At 68.2% G+C, this 12,914-nt stretch carries 16 protein-coding genes; 5 read left to right on the top strand and 11 right to left on the bottom strand.

What is annotated here, in order from left to right; all coding sequences use genetic code 11:
* Positions 1 to 69 precede the first annotated feature (69 nt).
* A complete protein-coding gene (locus tag Ga0080574_RS18050) occupies positions 70 to 1,899 on the top strand; it encodes a M3 family oligoendopeptidase (protein WP_076702926.1) in 1,830 nt (609 codons plus the stop codon).
* A complete protein-coding gene (locus Ga0080574_RS18045; protein ID WP_156876397.1) occupies positions 1,896 to 2,294 on the top strand; it encodes a hypothetical protein in 399 nt (132 codons plus the stop codon). Before Ga0080574_RS18050 ends, Ga0080574_RS18045 begins: the two co-directional genes overlap by 4 nt.
* 284 nt (positions 2,295 to 2,578) lie before the next feature.
* On the opposite strand, the gene Ga0080574_RS18040 is transcribed toward Ga0080574_RS18045, so the two are convergent.
* Positions 2,579 to 2,848: a DksA/TraR family C4-type zinc finger protein gene (locus Ga0080574_RS18040; protein ID WP_076702920.1), complete on the bottom strand. Its 270-nt coding sequence runs from the start codon at positions 2,846 to 2,848 to the stop codon at positions 2,579 to 2,581.
* A gap of 102 nt (positions 2,849 to 2,950) precedes the next feature.
* On the opposite strand from Ga0080574_RS18040, the gene Ga0080574_RS18035 reads away from it, so the two are divergent.
* The gene (locus Ga0080574_RS18035; protein WP_076702918.1) at positions 2,951 to 3,466 is read left to right on the top strand and encodes a glutathione peroxidase; all 516 of its coding nucleotides are present in this window, start codon (positions 2,951 to 2,953) and stop codon (positions 3,464 to 3,466) included.
* A gap of 40 nt (positions 3,467 to 3,506) precedes the next feature.
* Here Ga0080574_RS18035 and Ga0080574_RS18030 read toward each other — a convergent pair whose 3' ends face one another.
* The 7 genes from Ga0080574_RS18030 to Ga0080574_RS18000 form a co-directional block, all read right to left on the bottom strand.
* A complete protein-coding gene (locus Ga0080574_RS18030) occupies positions 3,507 to 3,755 on the bottom strand; it encodes an HP1242/YdcH family protein (RefSeq protein ID WP_076702916.1) in 249 nt (82 codons plus the stop codon).
* A gap of 99 nt (positions 3,756 to 3,854) precedes the next feature.
* Entirely contained in the window at positions 3,855 to 4,526 is a 672-nt protein-coding gene (locus tag Ga0080574_RS18025) for a thermonuclease family protein (protein WP_076702913.1), read from the bottom strand.
* An 84-nt stretch (positions 4,527 to 4,610) separates the two neighbouring features.
* Positions 4,611 to 6,269 carry a choline dehydrogenase gene (betA, locus tag Ga0080574_RS18020; RefSeq protein ID WP_076702911.1) on the bottom strand — a complete coding sequence of 553 codons (1,659 nt, stop codon included), beginning with the start codon at positions 6,267 to 6,269 and terminating at the stop codon, positions 4,611 to 4,613.
* Positions 6,266 to 6,832, bottom strand: a complete 567-nt coding sequence (betI, locus tag Ga0080574_RS18015; RefSeq protein WP_076702907.1) for a transcriptional regulator BetI — start codon at positions 6,830 to 6,832, stop codon at positions 6,266 to 6,268. Before betI ends, betA begins: the two co-directional genes overlap by 4 nt.
* A 98-nt stretch (positions 6,833 to 6,930) precedes the next feature.
* Entirely contained in the window at positions 6,931 to 7,128 is a 198-nt protein-coding gene (locus tag Ga0080574_RS18010; protein ID WP_076706045.1) for a hypothetical protein, read from the bottom strand.
* 122 nt (positions 7,129 to 7,250) lie between these two features.
* Positions 7,251 to 8,150, bottom strand: a complete 900-nt coding sequence (locus Ga0080574_RS18005; RefSeq protein WP_076702905.1) for a DMT family transporter — start codon at positions 8,148 to 8,150, stop codon at positions 7,251 to 7,253.
* A 62-nt stretch (positions 8,151 to 8,212) separates the two neighbouring features.
* Positions 8,213 to 8,806 carry a LysE/ArgO family amino acid transporter gene (locus Ga0080574_RS18000; RefSeq protein WP_076702903.1) on the bottom strand — a complete coding sequence of 198 codons (594 nt, stop codon included), beginning with the start codon at positions 8,804 to 8,806 and terminating at the stop codon, positions 8,213 to 8,215.
* Positions 8,807 to 8,908: 102 nt separating this feature from the next.
* Between Ga0080574_RS18000 and Ga0080574_RS17995 the strand changes: the two genes are divergently transcribed.
* Positions 8,909 to 9,787, top strand: coding sequence for a LysR family transcriptional regulator ArgP (locus Ga0080574_RS17995; RefSeq protein ID WP_076702900.1), 879 nt, complete (start codon positions 8,909 to 8,911; stop codon positions 9,785 to 9,787).
* A gap of 8 nt (positions 9,788 to 9,795) precedes the next feature.
* On the opposite strand, the gene Ga0080574_RS17990 is transcribed toward Ga0080574_RS17995, so the two are convergent.
* Positions 9,796 to 10,968, bottom strand: a complete 1,173-nt coding sequence (locus Ga0080574_RS17990; RefSeq protein ID WP_076702898.1) for an alpha-D-ribose 1-methylphosphonate 5-triphosphate diphosphatase — start codon at positions 10,966 to 10,968, stop codon at positions 9,796 to 9,798.
* Positions 10,969 to 11,012: 44 nt separating this feature from the next.
* Between Ga0080574_RS17990 and Ga0080574_RS17985 the strand changes: the two genes are divergently transcribed.
* Positions 11,013 to 11,708 carry a DUF1045 domain-containing protein gene (locus Ga0080574_RS17985; protein WP_076702896.1) on the top strand — a complete coding sequence of 232 codons (696 nt, stop codon included), beginning with the start codon at positions 11,013 to 11,015 and terminating at the stop codon, positions 11,706 to 11,708.
* On the opposite strand, the gene phnN is transcribed toward Ga0080574_RS17985, so the two are convergent.
* Both phnN and phnL read right to left on the bottom strand, forming a co-directional pair.
* Complete coding sequence (gene phnN / locus Ga0080574_RS17980; RefSeq protein ID WP_076702894.1) at positions 11,690 to 12,232, bottom strand: phosphonate metabolism protein/1,5-bisphosphokinase (PRPP-forming) PhnN; 543 nt, start codon at positions 12,230 to 12,232, stop codon at positions 11,690 to 11,692. The genes Ga0080574_RS17985 and phnN overlap by 19 nt on opposite strands.
* Positions 12,229 to 12,912 carry a phosphonate C-P lyase system protein PhnL gene (gene phnL, locus Ga0080574_RS17975; RefSeq protein WP_076702892.1) on the bottom strand — a complete coding sequence of 228 codons (684 nt, stop codon included), beginning with the start codon at positions 12,910 to 12,912 and terminating at the stop codon, positions 12,229 to 12,231. Before phnL ends, phnN begins: the two co-directional genes overlap by 4 nt.
* Between the last annotated feature and the right edge of the window lie 2 nt (positions 12,913 to 12,914).

Below are 12,914 nucleotides of genomic sequence, written 5' to 3'. Positions count from 1 at the left end.
TCCGCGCGGCGCCATTGCCATCCGGGCGGGCACGCCCCTATGTCTTGGGGAAACAGATGTGAGGATCCCATGCAGACCGCCTTTCCCGCCTCCCGCCCGCTTTTCGACGCCAACGCCTCTGCCGGAGGCCGCGACCTGGGCGATCTGCCGGAATGGGACCTGACCGACCTCTACGCCGCCCCCGACGCGCCCGAGCTGAAGCGCGATCTCGACTGGCTGGAAGATGCCTGCGCGCGCTTTGCCGCCGATTACGAGGGCAAGATGGCCGGGCTCGACGCGACGGGCTTTCTCGAAATGGTGCAGCGTCACGAAAAGATCGAGACCATCGGAGGGCGGCTGATGTCCTATGCCGGGCTGCGCTATTATCAGCAATCCACCGATGCCGAACGCACCAAGTTCCTCTCCGACCTTCAGGAAAAGGTGACGATCTACACCACGCCGCTGGTCTTCTTCACGCTCGAGCTGAACGCCATCGAGGACGCGACCTATGACGCGCTCTTCGCCGCCGATGACGATCTGGCGCGCTACAAGCCCGCCTTCGACCGCATCCGCGCGATGAAACCCTATCAGCTCTCCGACGAGCTGGAGCGCTTCCTGCACGATATGGGCGTGGTGGGCGACGCCTGGATGAAGCTCTTCGACGAGACCATCGCGGGGCTGGAATTCACCGTCGATGGCGAGACCCTGTCGATCGAATCCACCCTCACCCTGCTGACCGAGCAGGACCGCTCCAAGCGCGAGGCCGCCGCGCACGAGCTGGCGCGGGTCTTCGGGCAGAACCTGCGCACCTTCGCCCGGGTCCACAACACCCAGGCCAAGGAAAAGGAGATCATGGACCGCTGGCGCGGCATGCCCTCGGCGCAGATGGGCCGGCACCTTTCGAACGATGTGGAGCCCGAGGTCGTCGAAGCGCTGCGCGACGCGGTGGTCGCCGCCTATCCGCGCCTGTCGCATCGCTATTACGCGCTCAAGGCGAAATGGCTGGGGCTCGACACGATGCAGGTCTGGGACCGCAACGCGCCGCTGCCGATGGAGAGCGACCGCATCGTCGGCTGGGACGAGGCGCAAAAGACGGTGATGGAGGCCTATGCCGGGTTCGATCCGCGCATGGCCGAGATCGCGCAGCCCTTCTTCACCAAGGGCTGGATCGACGCCGCGGTGAAGCCGGGCAAGGCCCCGGGCGCCTTTGCCCACCCCACGGTGACCGAGGTGCATCCTTACGTGATGCTGAACTATCTCGGCAAACCGCGCGACGTGATGACGCTGGCGCATGAGCTGGGCCACGGCGTGCATCAGGTGCTGGCCGCCGGTCAGGGCGAGATGTTGGCCTCCACCCCGCTGACCCTGGCCGAGACGGCAAGCGTGTTCGGCGAGATGCTGACCTTCCGCGCCATGCTCGACAAGGCGACCGATCCCAAGGAGCGCAAGGTCATGCTCGCCGGCAAGGTCGAGGATATGATCAACACCGTGGTCCGGCAGATCGCCTTTTACGATTTCGAATGCAAGCTGCACGAGGCCCGGCGCGGCGGCGAGCTCACCCCCGACGACATCAACGCGCTGTGGATGTCGGTGCAGGCGGAAAGCCTCGGCCCGGTTTTCGAGTTCATGCCGGGCTACGAGACCTTCTGGGCCTATATCCCGCATTTCGTGCATTCGCCCTTCTATGTCTACGCCTATGCCTTCGGCGACGGGCTGGTGAACGCGCTCTACGCGGTCTACGAGGAAAATCCCGAGGGCTTCCAGGACAAGTATTTCGACATGCTCAAGGCGGGCGGCTCGAAACATCACAGCGCATTGCTGGCCCCCTTCGGCCTCGACGCGAGCGATCCGAAATTCTGGGACAAGGGCCTCGGCATGATCGAGGGCTTCATCGACGAGCTGGAGGCGATGGAGGGGTGAACGCCCCCTCCTGGGCATTGCTGAAAGGCTGGTGCGCGGTCGAGGCCGCGCGCCGGCTGCATCCCGAGGATTACGCAAGGCGCCATCGCCAGGCGTCCTATCAGATGACGCTCGACGGGGCGCGCTTCGCACCCGTGCGTCTGGTCTATGAGCTGGGCCTCGGCGCGCCCTACCCGCCCAGGGACAATTTCGGAAAGAGCTTCGAAAGCCTAGCCAAAGACATGGAAGCGCAGGGCTGGCAGCGGATCACAGACACGGACCCGGCCTTCGAGGTGCTCTATGCGGCCTTTGCCACAGAGTGCACGCGGCTCGATCCCAAAGGCACGCCCGGCTGCTTTCACCATCCCAGCGATCCGCGCATCGGCCGGGTCTTCATGGTGCCTCAGGGGATCTGACCCCAACCGGGTGAGTCTGCGAAGGGTCAAGGATCGGCGCAGCCGACCGCGCGCCTCGCGCGGCCTGTCCTTGAGGCTTCGCAGACTCGCCCCGACACTGGAACCGGCGCTCTGAGGGCAGACCAGCCCCTCAGACGCCTCTCAGCAGAATTCCCCGTTCCCCGCAACATGCCGGACCGCCGCCATCCAGGGCGCAATACCAATCAAAAGCGCCCACCCGAGCCCCCGGCCACAGGCCGGGGGTGAGACGACATGCGCGGGCGCCGCGCGCCCGCACCGCCGGATCACTTCAGCTGCGAATCCTTCGAGCCGCGCCGGTTGACCCCGCCGCGTGCGCGGTACGCCCCGTCGCGCTCCTGCTGGCAGTCGATGCAGAGCTTCACCCCCGGGATCGCGATGCGGCGCTTCTCGGGGATCTCCTCACCGCATTCGGCGCATTCGGTCAGGCTCTCGCCCACCGGCGCGCGGCGCCCGCGCATGCGCTCCAGCTCGTCGGAAATCGACGCTTCGATCTGTTCGCTTACCGCTCCGTCGCGGCTCCAGCCTCCGGCCATGGCACACCTCCTGAACCCTCAGGATACGCCCGCCGCGACGCGCTGACCAGTGCCATTGATTTCGCCCACCGCGCCCTATTTCCCGACAAAAGGAGCTCGCCCATGATCCGCATCCTCGCCACGCTCGCCGCCCTCACCCTCGCCCTGCCCGCACTTGCGGCGCAAAGCTTCGCCTTCGACAGCATCGACGGCGGCACGCTCTCGCTCGACCGCTGGACCGGGCAGCCGGTGCTGGTGGTCAACACCGCCTCGCGCTGCGGCTTCACCCCGCAATATGACGGGTTGCAGGCGCTCTACGACCGCTATCGCGACCGCGGGCTGGTGGTGCTGGCGGTGCCGTCGGACGATTTCCGCCAGGAGCTCGGCAGCGAGGAAGAGGTCAAGGCGTTCTGCGAGCTGAATTTCGCCCTCGATCTGCCGATGACCACGATCACCCGCGTCACCGGCGAGGACGCGCATCCGCTCTATCGCTGGCTCGCGGCGCAGGGGTTCGAGCCGGGGTGGAATTTCAACAAGGCGCTGATCGGGCCGGATGGCGGTTTCGTCGAGGGCTGGGGCGCCACCACGCGTCCGCTCTCAGAGCCCATCGTCACCCGGATCGAGGCGCTGCTGGAGTAAACCTCCGGCGCCCGGGAAAGGCGCCGGACGCATGCCCGGCTCAGGCGGCGGGCTCGGCACTCAGGATCGCGTAGAGCTCGTCCTTCAGCGCCGCGCGACGCTTGCGCAGATCGTTTTCCGCAAGCGCGTCCATCGGCACCAGATTGGTCTCTGCCCGATGCACCTCGCGATTGATTTCGTGATATTTCTCCATGAGATGCGCAAAGCGCTTGTCGCTCTGTTTCAGCGCCGAGATGCGTGCGGCATGGTCCGGAAATTCGTCGGCAAGCTCATGCGGGACATGGGACATATTGCGTCTCCTCCTGTGTGGTCCGTTACGCCGGATCACAGGCTTGCACGGGCGCCGAGGCACCACCTTGACCGGGATCAAACCGCCGCGACTTTCCGCTCAGCGTTTCGCCCTGCGCCAGCCCGCCGCCCGCGCCTCTGCCTCGGAGCAGAACCAGCGTTCGCCCCGCGCAGGATTGATACGCGTCGCCTCGTAGTATGTCTGCCCGGGCATATGGTAGATGCGCTTGCCGTCGCGCGAGATATTGCCCTTGATCACACAGCCCTGCGGCGCCTTGGCGGCATTGACCGCCGCCGCCCCCTTGCGCGCCGCCGCGCGGAACGCCGCCGGAGACTGCACGCCCGCGCCATGCAGGCCGCGCCCCTGCACCGCCGCGCGCTTTTCATCAAGATCGTAGTCCATGGAATATCGCCGGTAGGCAAAGGCCAGCCCCGCCTGCACAAGACTGCGCCCCATATCCCTGCCGCCGACCGTGCAGCGAGCCACCGCGCGACCGTAGCGGTCGGTGTCCAACGTCTCGCAGCGCGCCCGGCGCCCGTCATAGCGCGCGCGGACTTCGCCGCTCACCCAGGCGCCGCAGCCCCACATCGACACACCGTCGCCGCCGCACATCTGTTCGGCCTCCGGCGCGTCGATCCCGTGCAGACGCACCCGCGTGCCGCCCACATCGAGCGTGTCGCCGTCGATCACATGCAGCCGCCCCGAGGGGCCGGCCTCTGCCGCGACCGCGAGGCCGAGCAGCAGAACAAGGGCTGAACAAAGTCTTAACATAGCCCATGATCTCTGCGCCCCGGGCGCGGTTTTCAAGACGATTTGTCGAAAGAGCTTAACGCCATATCGCCGCAGCCGGCGCCCTCAGCGCTGCGCGCTCTGCCAGTCGGGATGCATCCAGGGCACGGCGTTCTCCGGCGGCAAACGGCGCCCGAGCAGGTGATCGGCGACCTTCTCGCCCACCATGATCGAGGGCGCGTTGAGATTGCCGTTGGGAATGCGCGGAAAGACCGAGCTGTCGGCGACGCGCAGCCGCTCCACCCCGATCACCCGCGCCTCCGGATCGACCACCGCGCCGGGATCGTCCGCCCGCCCCATCCGGCAGGTGCCGCAGGGGTGATAGGCGCTTTCCACATGGGCGCGCAGGAACGCGTTCATCTCGTCCTCGCTCTGCACGCCGGCCCCGGGCTGGATCTCGTGCCCGGCAAAGGGCGCAAAGGCCTCCTGCGCAAAGATCTCGCGGGTGAGCCGGATGCAGGCGCGGAAATCCTCCCAATCCTGCGCGTGGCTCATGTAGTTGAAGCGGATGCGCGGCGGGGTGGCGGGATCGGCGGAGCGCAGGGTGACCGACCCGCGCGAGGGCGAACGCATCGGCCCGACATGGGCCTGAAACCCGTGCCCCTCGGCGGCGGCCCTGCCGTCGTAGCGCACCGCCAGCGGCAGGAAATGGAACTGGATATCGGGATAGGCCACCCCGGCGCGCGAGCGGATGAAGCCCGCGCTCTCGAACTGGTTCGAGGCGCCCGGGCCACGCCGCGTCAGCAGCCATTGCGCGCCGACCAGCGCCTTGCCCAGCGGGTTCCAGTGGCGGTAGAGGCTCACCGGCAGCCGCGCCGCCATCTGGAGATAGATCTCCATGTGATCCTGAAGGTTCTGCCCCACCCCGGCACGGTCGGCCAGCACCGGCAGGCCGTGCCCGGCAAGCTGCGCGCCCGGCCCCACCCCCGAAAGCATCAGCAGCTTCGGCGTGTTGATCGACGAGGCCGCGAGGATCACCTCGCGCGTCGCCCGGATCAGCTGCGCGCCGCGCGGCGTGGCGATTTCCACCCCGGTGGCGCGGCCTTGCTCGATCACCACCCGCGTCGCCAGACCGCGCAGCACCCGCGCGCCCAGCCGCTGCGCCGGGCGCAGATAGGCGTTCGCCGCCGACCAGCGCCGCCCGCGCCAGACCGTCATGTCGAAGGCGCCAAAGCCCTCCTGCTGCGCGCCGTTGTAATCGCCGGTCACCGGATAACCCGCCTGCCGTCCGGCCTCGACAAAGGCGCGCACCAGCGGGTTGCGCCGGCCGCCGCGTGTCACATGCAGCGGGCCGGAGCGGCCGCGCCAGCCCGGATCGCCGCCATGACCGCCATCGTGCCAATGCTCCATCCGCTTGAAATAGGGCAGCACATCCGCATAGCCCCAGCCGCTGGCGCCGGCCTCGCGCCAGTGATCGTAATCGCAGGCATGGCCGCGCACATAGACCATGCCGTTGATCGAGGACGACCCGCCCAGCACCTTGCCGCGCGGCACCGCCAGCACCCGCCCGCCCAGATGCGGCTCGGGCTCTGACACGAACCCCCAGTCATAGCGCGGCATGTTCATCGGATAGGAGAGCGCGCCCGGCATCTGGATGAACGGCCCCGCATCGCTGCCGCCGAACTCCACGACGATGACCGACCGCCCGGCCTCGGCCAGCCGGTAGGCCAGCGCGCAGCCCGCCGAGCCGGCGCCGACAATGACATATTCGGCCTGCCCGCTCACCCCGCATCCGCCAGCGCATGGGCGGCGGCGATCACCTCCGCCGCAGCGCCCGCCACGCCGTCGCCCGAGAGCGCGGCGCGCAGATAGACCCCGTCGATCAGCGCCGCGATCCGGCGCGCGGCAAGCTGGGCGTCGGCAGCGCCGGGCCGCAGCGCATGCACGAGGTTGGAATGCAGCCGCGCCTGATAGACGCGCAGCAGCCGTGCGGCCTGCGCATCGCGGCGGGCCAGCACGTAGAAGTTCAGCCACGCCGAGACGGTGGCCGGGGCAAAACAGCTTTCAGAGAAATTGGCCGCGATCAGCGCGTCGAGCCGCTGCCCCTCGGGGGCGGCCTTCAGCGCGGCACGCACCTCGGCGCCGTAATCGCTGAGGATCTGGCGCATGGCGGCGAGAAAGATATCCGCCTTGCCGCCGAAATAGTGATGCGCCAGCGCCGGCGACATCCCGGCGCGGCGCGCGATCTGCCCGACGGTCACGTCGAGCGAGCCCGCGCGGCCCACCTCTTCCACCGTCGCTGCCAGAAGCGCCGCGCGGCGTTTCGGCTCCTGTCCCATTCTGGGCATAGGCCCCTCCGCGAAAACACATCGCGGAAAGGCTAAATCACGTTGATTGACTCATCAATCAATAAAAACCGTGGTACCTGTTCGGCGCATTCGGGCGCTTACAGCTCCAGCGTGCCGAGCACCCGGTTCTGCGGCAGACGCGCCACTTCCATGCCGCCATCGGTGCGGCGCAGGTTGTAGCCGTAGCCGCGCATCCGGAACCGCCATTCGGTATCCGACAGCACCTTGGCGCGCTCGTTCAGAAGGAAATCGCGGACTTCGTTCATATCTTCGGTCAGTTTGTTATCGGCAAACATCATACTCTCCATTGACCAGAATTGACCTTACGTCGGCTTCGACTTTCGCGGTGAAATAAGGCGAAACTTGGCAACGGATGTGGATTTTTCTGGAATTGGAAACGGATCGTTTCCGATGCCTTTCAGGCCTGGGTTTCAGGGCCCGCGGGCGAGATGCGCCGCTTAAGCACCGCCTCGCGCCAGGTGATGAAGAGCACCGCCCCCATGATCACCGACCCGCCGGCGACCACCCAGATATCGACGGGCTCGGCAAAGAACATCGCGCCCAGCAGGACCGACCAGACCAGTTGCAGGAAGGTGACCGGCTGGGTCACCGTCACCGGCGCCGCGGCGAAGGCAAGCGTCATGGAATAGTGCCCGCCGGTGGCGAAACAGGCGACGCCGAAGAGGATCGCCAGATCGGTCAGCGAGGGGGTGACCCAGACCGCCAGCGCAAAGGGCAAGAGCCCGATGGTCACAGCCACAGACAGCAGCGCGACGACGATGGTCGCGCTCATCTCGCCCGAGACGATCTTGGCGATCAGGTAGGAGATCGAGAACATGAAAGCCGTGGTCAGCATCGCGAAATGCCCGGGATCGAGCTCGCGGAAGCCCGGGCGCAGGATCAGCAGCGCGCCGCCCAAAGCCGCGACGATGGCCATGATCCGGCGCACCGCCAGCCGCTCGCCGAGGAAAAACACCGCGAGGATCGTGACATAGACCGGCGTGAGATAGTTCATCGCCGTGACCTCGGCGATGGGAATGCGGCTCATCGCAAAGAACCAGCAGATCACCCCCAGCGTATGCACCGCTCCGCGCAGCGCCGTCAGCCCCATCTGCCGGCGTGTCAGCCGCAGATCGCGCAGGCTGCGCCAGGCCGGCAGCAGAAACACCAGCCCCAGAAGATAGCGCAGGAAAGCCGACTCGGCGGCGGGCACGCGCCCGCCCAGCGTCTTCACGAGGGCCGTCACGGTGACGAAGCAAAGCCCCGTCACGATCATCCAGAAAATCCCCCGGACGGGGGTCGATACGGCGGTGGTCATGTAGATGACTGTTAGCGTACCTCCGGCGCAGCGCAAGGCGAAAGCGCCGCCGACGCCACGTCTTAGCCCGTGATCAACTTCGCCGCGATGGCCCACATGGTCAGCCCGATCCCCAGATCGAGGGCCCGCCAGGCGGCGGGTCTGGCAAAGACCGGCGCCAGCGCCCGGGCACCGTAGCCGAGGGTAAAGAAGAACACGACCGAGGCGCTCATGGCGCCCAGCGCAAAGCCCAGGCGGTTGTCGTATTGCGCCGAGACAGCCCCCAAAAGCACCACCGTGTCGAGATAGACATGCGGGTTGAGCCAGGTCAGCGCCAGGCAGGTCAGCAGCGCCGCGCGCAGGCTGCCGGCGGCGACGCCGGCGCGCAGGCTCTCGCCGCCGCGCCAGGCAGAATAGAGCGTGCGCGCGCCGTAGCAGAGCAGAAAGCCCGCGCCGAGCCAGCGCATCGCCGCCTCCAGCCCCGGCAGCGCGGCGGTGAGCGATCCGAACCCCGCGACCCCGGCGGCGATCAGCACCGCATCCGAGAGCGCGCAGAGCAGGCAGACCGCAAAGACATGCGCACCGGAGAGTCCCTGCCGCAGCACAAAGGCATTCTGCGCGCCGATGGCCAGGATCAGTGAAAGCCCCAGCGCAAAACCCGATATCGCCGCCTGCATGTCCTTGCCCCGCCTTTTGTCTTTGCTCTTGCGAGGGATGGCCTAGCACGCGGCAGTCGGAACACCCTAGTTAAAGAATTTTTATTCTGTTAAGAATTTCTAATGTCATTCGATCCCGCACAGCTCGCCGCGCTCGACGCGGTCCTGCGTCTCGGCGCCTTCGAGGCGGCGGCACGGGCACTGCATGTGACGCCCTCGGCGGTGTCGCAGCGGATCAAGGCGCTGGAGGACCGGATCGGCACCGCGCTGATCCAGCGCGGCAGCCCCTGCACGGCAACGCCGGCCGGGGCGCGGCTGGCACGGCACGCCTCGGATATCGCGCTGCTCGACGCGGCGCTGGCGCGCGATCTGGCGCTGCCCGGCACCCCCGCCCGGCTGCGGCTCGCGGTCAATGCCGACAGCCTCTCGGTCTGGTTCCTGCCGGCGCTCGCCGGGCAGGAGATGCTCTTCGATATCGCGCTCGACGACGAGTCGCATTCCGCCGACTGGCTGCGCCGGGGCGAGGTCTCGGCAGCGATCACCGCCCATGCGCGCCCGGTGCAGGGCTGCGACAGCCTTGCGCTCGGCAGCCTGCGCTACGTCGCCACCTGTTCGCCGGAGTACATGGCGCGGCATTTCCCCGGCGGCGCCGATGCGGAAGCCTTGGCCCACGCGCCGATGCTGCAATTCAACGCCAAGGATGCGCTCCAGCACGACTGGCTGCGCGAGGTGACCGGACAGGCGCTGTCTCCGCCCGTGCACCGCCTGCCCTCCTCACAGGGCTTTGTCGAGGCGGCGCGGCTCGGGCTTGGCTGGGGGCTGAACCCGGAGGCCCTGGTCTCCGAACCCCTTGCCCGTGGCGAACTGGTGGCGCTGTTGCCGGGCCATCCGCGCGAGGTTGCGCTTTACTGGCAGGTCAACCGGCTGGTGGCCGGCGCGCTGACGCCACTCACCCGCGCGGTGCGGGCGGCGGCGGCGAAGGCGCTGGTCCCGCCGGGATAAAAACCGGCTCAGCCCACCTGACGCCCGTGGCTCCAGACACCGCGAATGACCGGCACGCCGTCGAGATGCGCGACGCGCACCAGATCGGCAAACAGCCCCTCGGCGATCACCCCGCGATCGACGAGCCCGGTGGCCCGCGCCGGCGTGGCCGTGACCGTGGCAATCGCGCGCGGCAGGTCGTCCCAGAGATCGGCAAGCTGGAACGCCGCTGTCATCAGCGCCGAAGGCACATAGTCCGAAGACAGAATGTCGAGCAGCCCCTTCTCGGCCAGCTCCGCCGCAGCCACATTGCCGGAATGCGAGCCGCCCCGGATCAGGTTCGGCGCGCCCATCATCACCGCGATGCCGTGATCGTGACAGGCCTGCGCCGCCTCCACCGTGGTCGGGAACTCCGCCAGCCGCACGCCATGGCCTGCGCTCACCTGCACATGGTCAGCAACCGTGTCGTCGTGGCTGGCCAGCACCGCCCCCAGCTTTTGCGCCGCAGCAACCGCGCCGGCCTCATGCGCCGCACCCAGCCGCGCGTGAATCGCGCGCAGATTGGCAATGTGATCGGCGAATTCGTCTTCCGACAGCCCGTGCTTGCCGCAGACATATTCCTTGAGCTTCGAAAGGTCGCGAAACTGCCGCTGCCCCGGCGTGTGATCCATGATCGACAGGATTCCCACCCGGTCGGCCTCGCCGAACTCCGCCAGCTCGTCGAGCAGCGTCTCCGAACAGACCTCGGCGCGCAGATGCAGAAAATGGCTGATCCGCAGCATGCCCTTGGCGCGTGCCTGCATCAGCTCGCTGGCCAGCGGACGCGCATATTTGCGGTAATCCGTCCGCCCGCCCGAAATCACCGAGCCCACACGCATCGCGTCGAACACCGTGGTGATGCCCACAGAGGCCAGCTCGCCGTCATGCGCCAGGATCGCCGCCGCATGCGGCCAGTCGACCTTGGGGCGCGGCTGGATATGGCGTTCGAGATTGTCGGTGTGCAGCTCGATCAGTCCGGGAATGATCAGATCGCCCTCGCAATCCACCGCCCCAGCCGGCGCCGCGCCCGTATCCACCGCCGCGATCCGCCCGTCGCGGATCAGCACACTGCCCCGGATCACCTCGCGCTCCAGCACGATCCGCGCATTTGCCAGCACCAGCTCGCCCGTTGCCTGGATGTGGCCCATACTCATCTCGCCCATGTCCTGCCCTTTGCTCCGTCATCATTCCGTGACATGAGACGCTTATGTCCGCGCCCATGACCGATTATTCCCGTTTCGCGATCTACTACGCGCCCGAGCCCGGGCCCTTTGCCGAGTTCTGCGCAAGCTGGCTTGGCTGGGATGCCGCGACCGGCACACCCTGCGCCCACCCCGAGCTGCCCGGCCTGCCGCGCCCGGTGGCCGAGATCACCGCCACGCCGCGCAAATACGGCTTTCATGGCACGTTGAAGCCGCCCTTCCGCCTCACCGGCAGCCGCGCCGCGCTGGAGGCCGATCTGGCCGCGCTCGCCGCCCGGCTTGCCCCCGTCGAGATGCCGGGGCTGACCCTGTCGCGGCTCGGCTCGTTCCTCGCGCTCACGCCCGAAGGCGACACCACGGCCCTCGCCGCGCTCGCCGCCGAGACGGTGCGCGCACTCGACACGCACCGCGCCCCGCCCACCGAGGCCGAGCTGGAGCGCCGCCGCAAGGCGCGGCTCTCGCCTGCGCAGGAAGAGAACCTCGCGCGTTGGGGCTACCCTTACGTGATGGAGGAATTCCGCTTCCACCTCACCCTGTCGGGCCGGCTCTCCGCCGAGGATGCAGCGCAAACCGCCGAGGCCCTGGAGCCGGTGCTGACGCCGCTGCTGCCGCGCCCCTTCCGGGTCGGCGCGCTGGTGCTCTTTGGCGAGGCACCGGACGGCCGGTTCCATATTCTGCACCGCTACGCCCTCGCCGGCTGAAGCAGCGCGAGGAGCCGCGTCACCGCCGCCTCCAGCGCGCCGGAATTGTCGATCTCATATGCCGGCAGCCCCTCGGGCAGCGCCGCGCCCTGACGCGCAAGCCTGCGGGCGATCTCCTCGACCGTCTCGCGCCCCCGGCCGGCAAGCCGCTCCGCCAGAACCTCCGGTCGCGCGGTGACATGCAGCACCGCCATGCCGGGAAACCGCGCCGCCGCCTGCGGAAGGACCGCGCGCGACAGGTTGCAAAGCACCGGGCGCCCCTGCCCCAGCACCGTGTTGACCGTGGCCGGCACCCCGTAGCGCAGCCCATGCGCGGCCCAGTGCAGCGCGAAATCCCCCGCCGCCAACCGCGCGTCGAATTCCGCCTCGCTGACGCCCTCGAAATCCTCACCGCCGGCGCTGGCCGGGCGCGTGATCACGCGCCGCGCCAGATGCAGCCCGGGCAACCGTTCTGCCGCCGCCTCCATCAGCGTGTCCTTGCCGGCGCCCGAAGGCCCGACCACCGCGTAAAACCGTCCGGTCATGCCGCACGCTCCGGTGCAAAGCCGCTCACATCCACCTCGCGGTCGCAGACCTGCGCCCGCGCCTCGGCATCGTGAAAGATCCCCACGATGGCGGCACCGCGCGCCTTGGCTTCTGCGATCAGCGCCAGCACCACCGCACGGTTGGTGGCGTCGAGGCTGGCCGTGGGCTCGTCGAGCAGCATCGCCGGAAACAGATGCGCAAAGCCGCGCGCGATGTTCACCCGCTGCTGCTCGCCGCCTGAGAAGGTCGTTGGCGACAGCGTCCAGAGCCGCTCCGGCACATTGAGCCGCGCCAGCAGATCCCGGGCCCGCGCCTCTGCCTCGGCATGTGAGCCGCCCGCCGCCAGCACCGGCTCGGCCACCACATCGAGCGCCGGCACCCGTGGCACCACGCGCAGGAACTGGCTGACATAGCCCAGCACCTCGCGCCGCATCCTCAGGATCTCGCGTGGCTCGGCCCGGGCGACGTCCACATCGCCCACCCGGATCGCCCCGCCGCCGGCCAGGTAATTGCCATAGATCATCCGCATCAGCGTGGATTTGCCCGCGCCGGAATTGCCCACCAGCGCCACGCATTCCCCCGGCGCCACCGAAAGCGCCGCCCCCGCCATCACCGGGATCACCGCATCGCCCTGATTGTGCAGGACAAAGCTCTTCGACACATCGCTCAGCTCGATCATGA

This window comes from Salipiger abyssi, assembly GCF_001975705.1.
In the GTDB taxonomy this organism is placed as follows: Bacteria; Pseudomonadota; Alphaproteobacteria; order Rhodobacterales; family Rhodobacteraceae; genus Salipiger; species Salipiger abyssi.
This window is presented reverse-complemented; position numbering and strand designations above follow the sequence as displayed.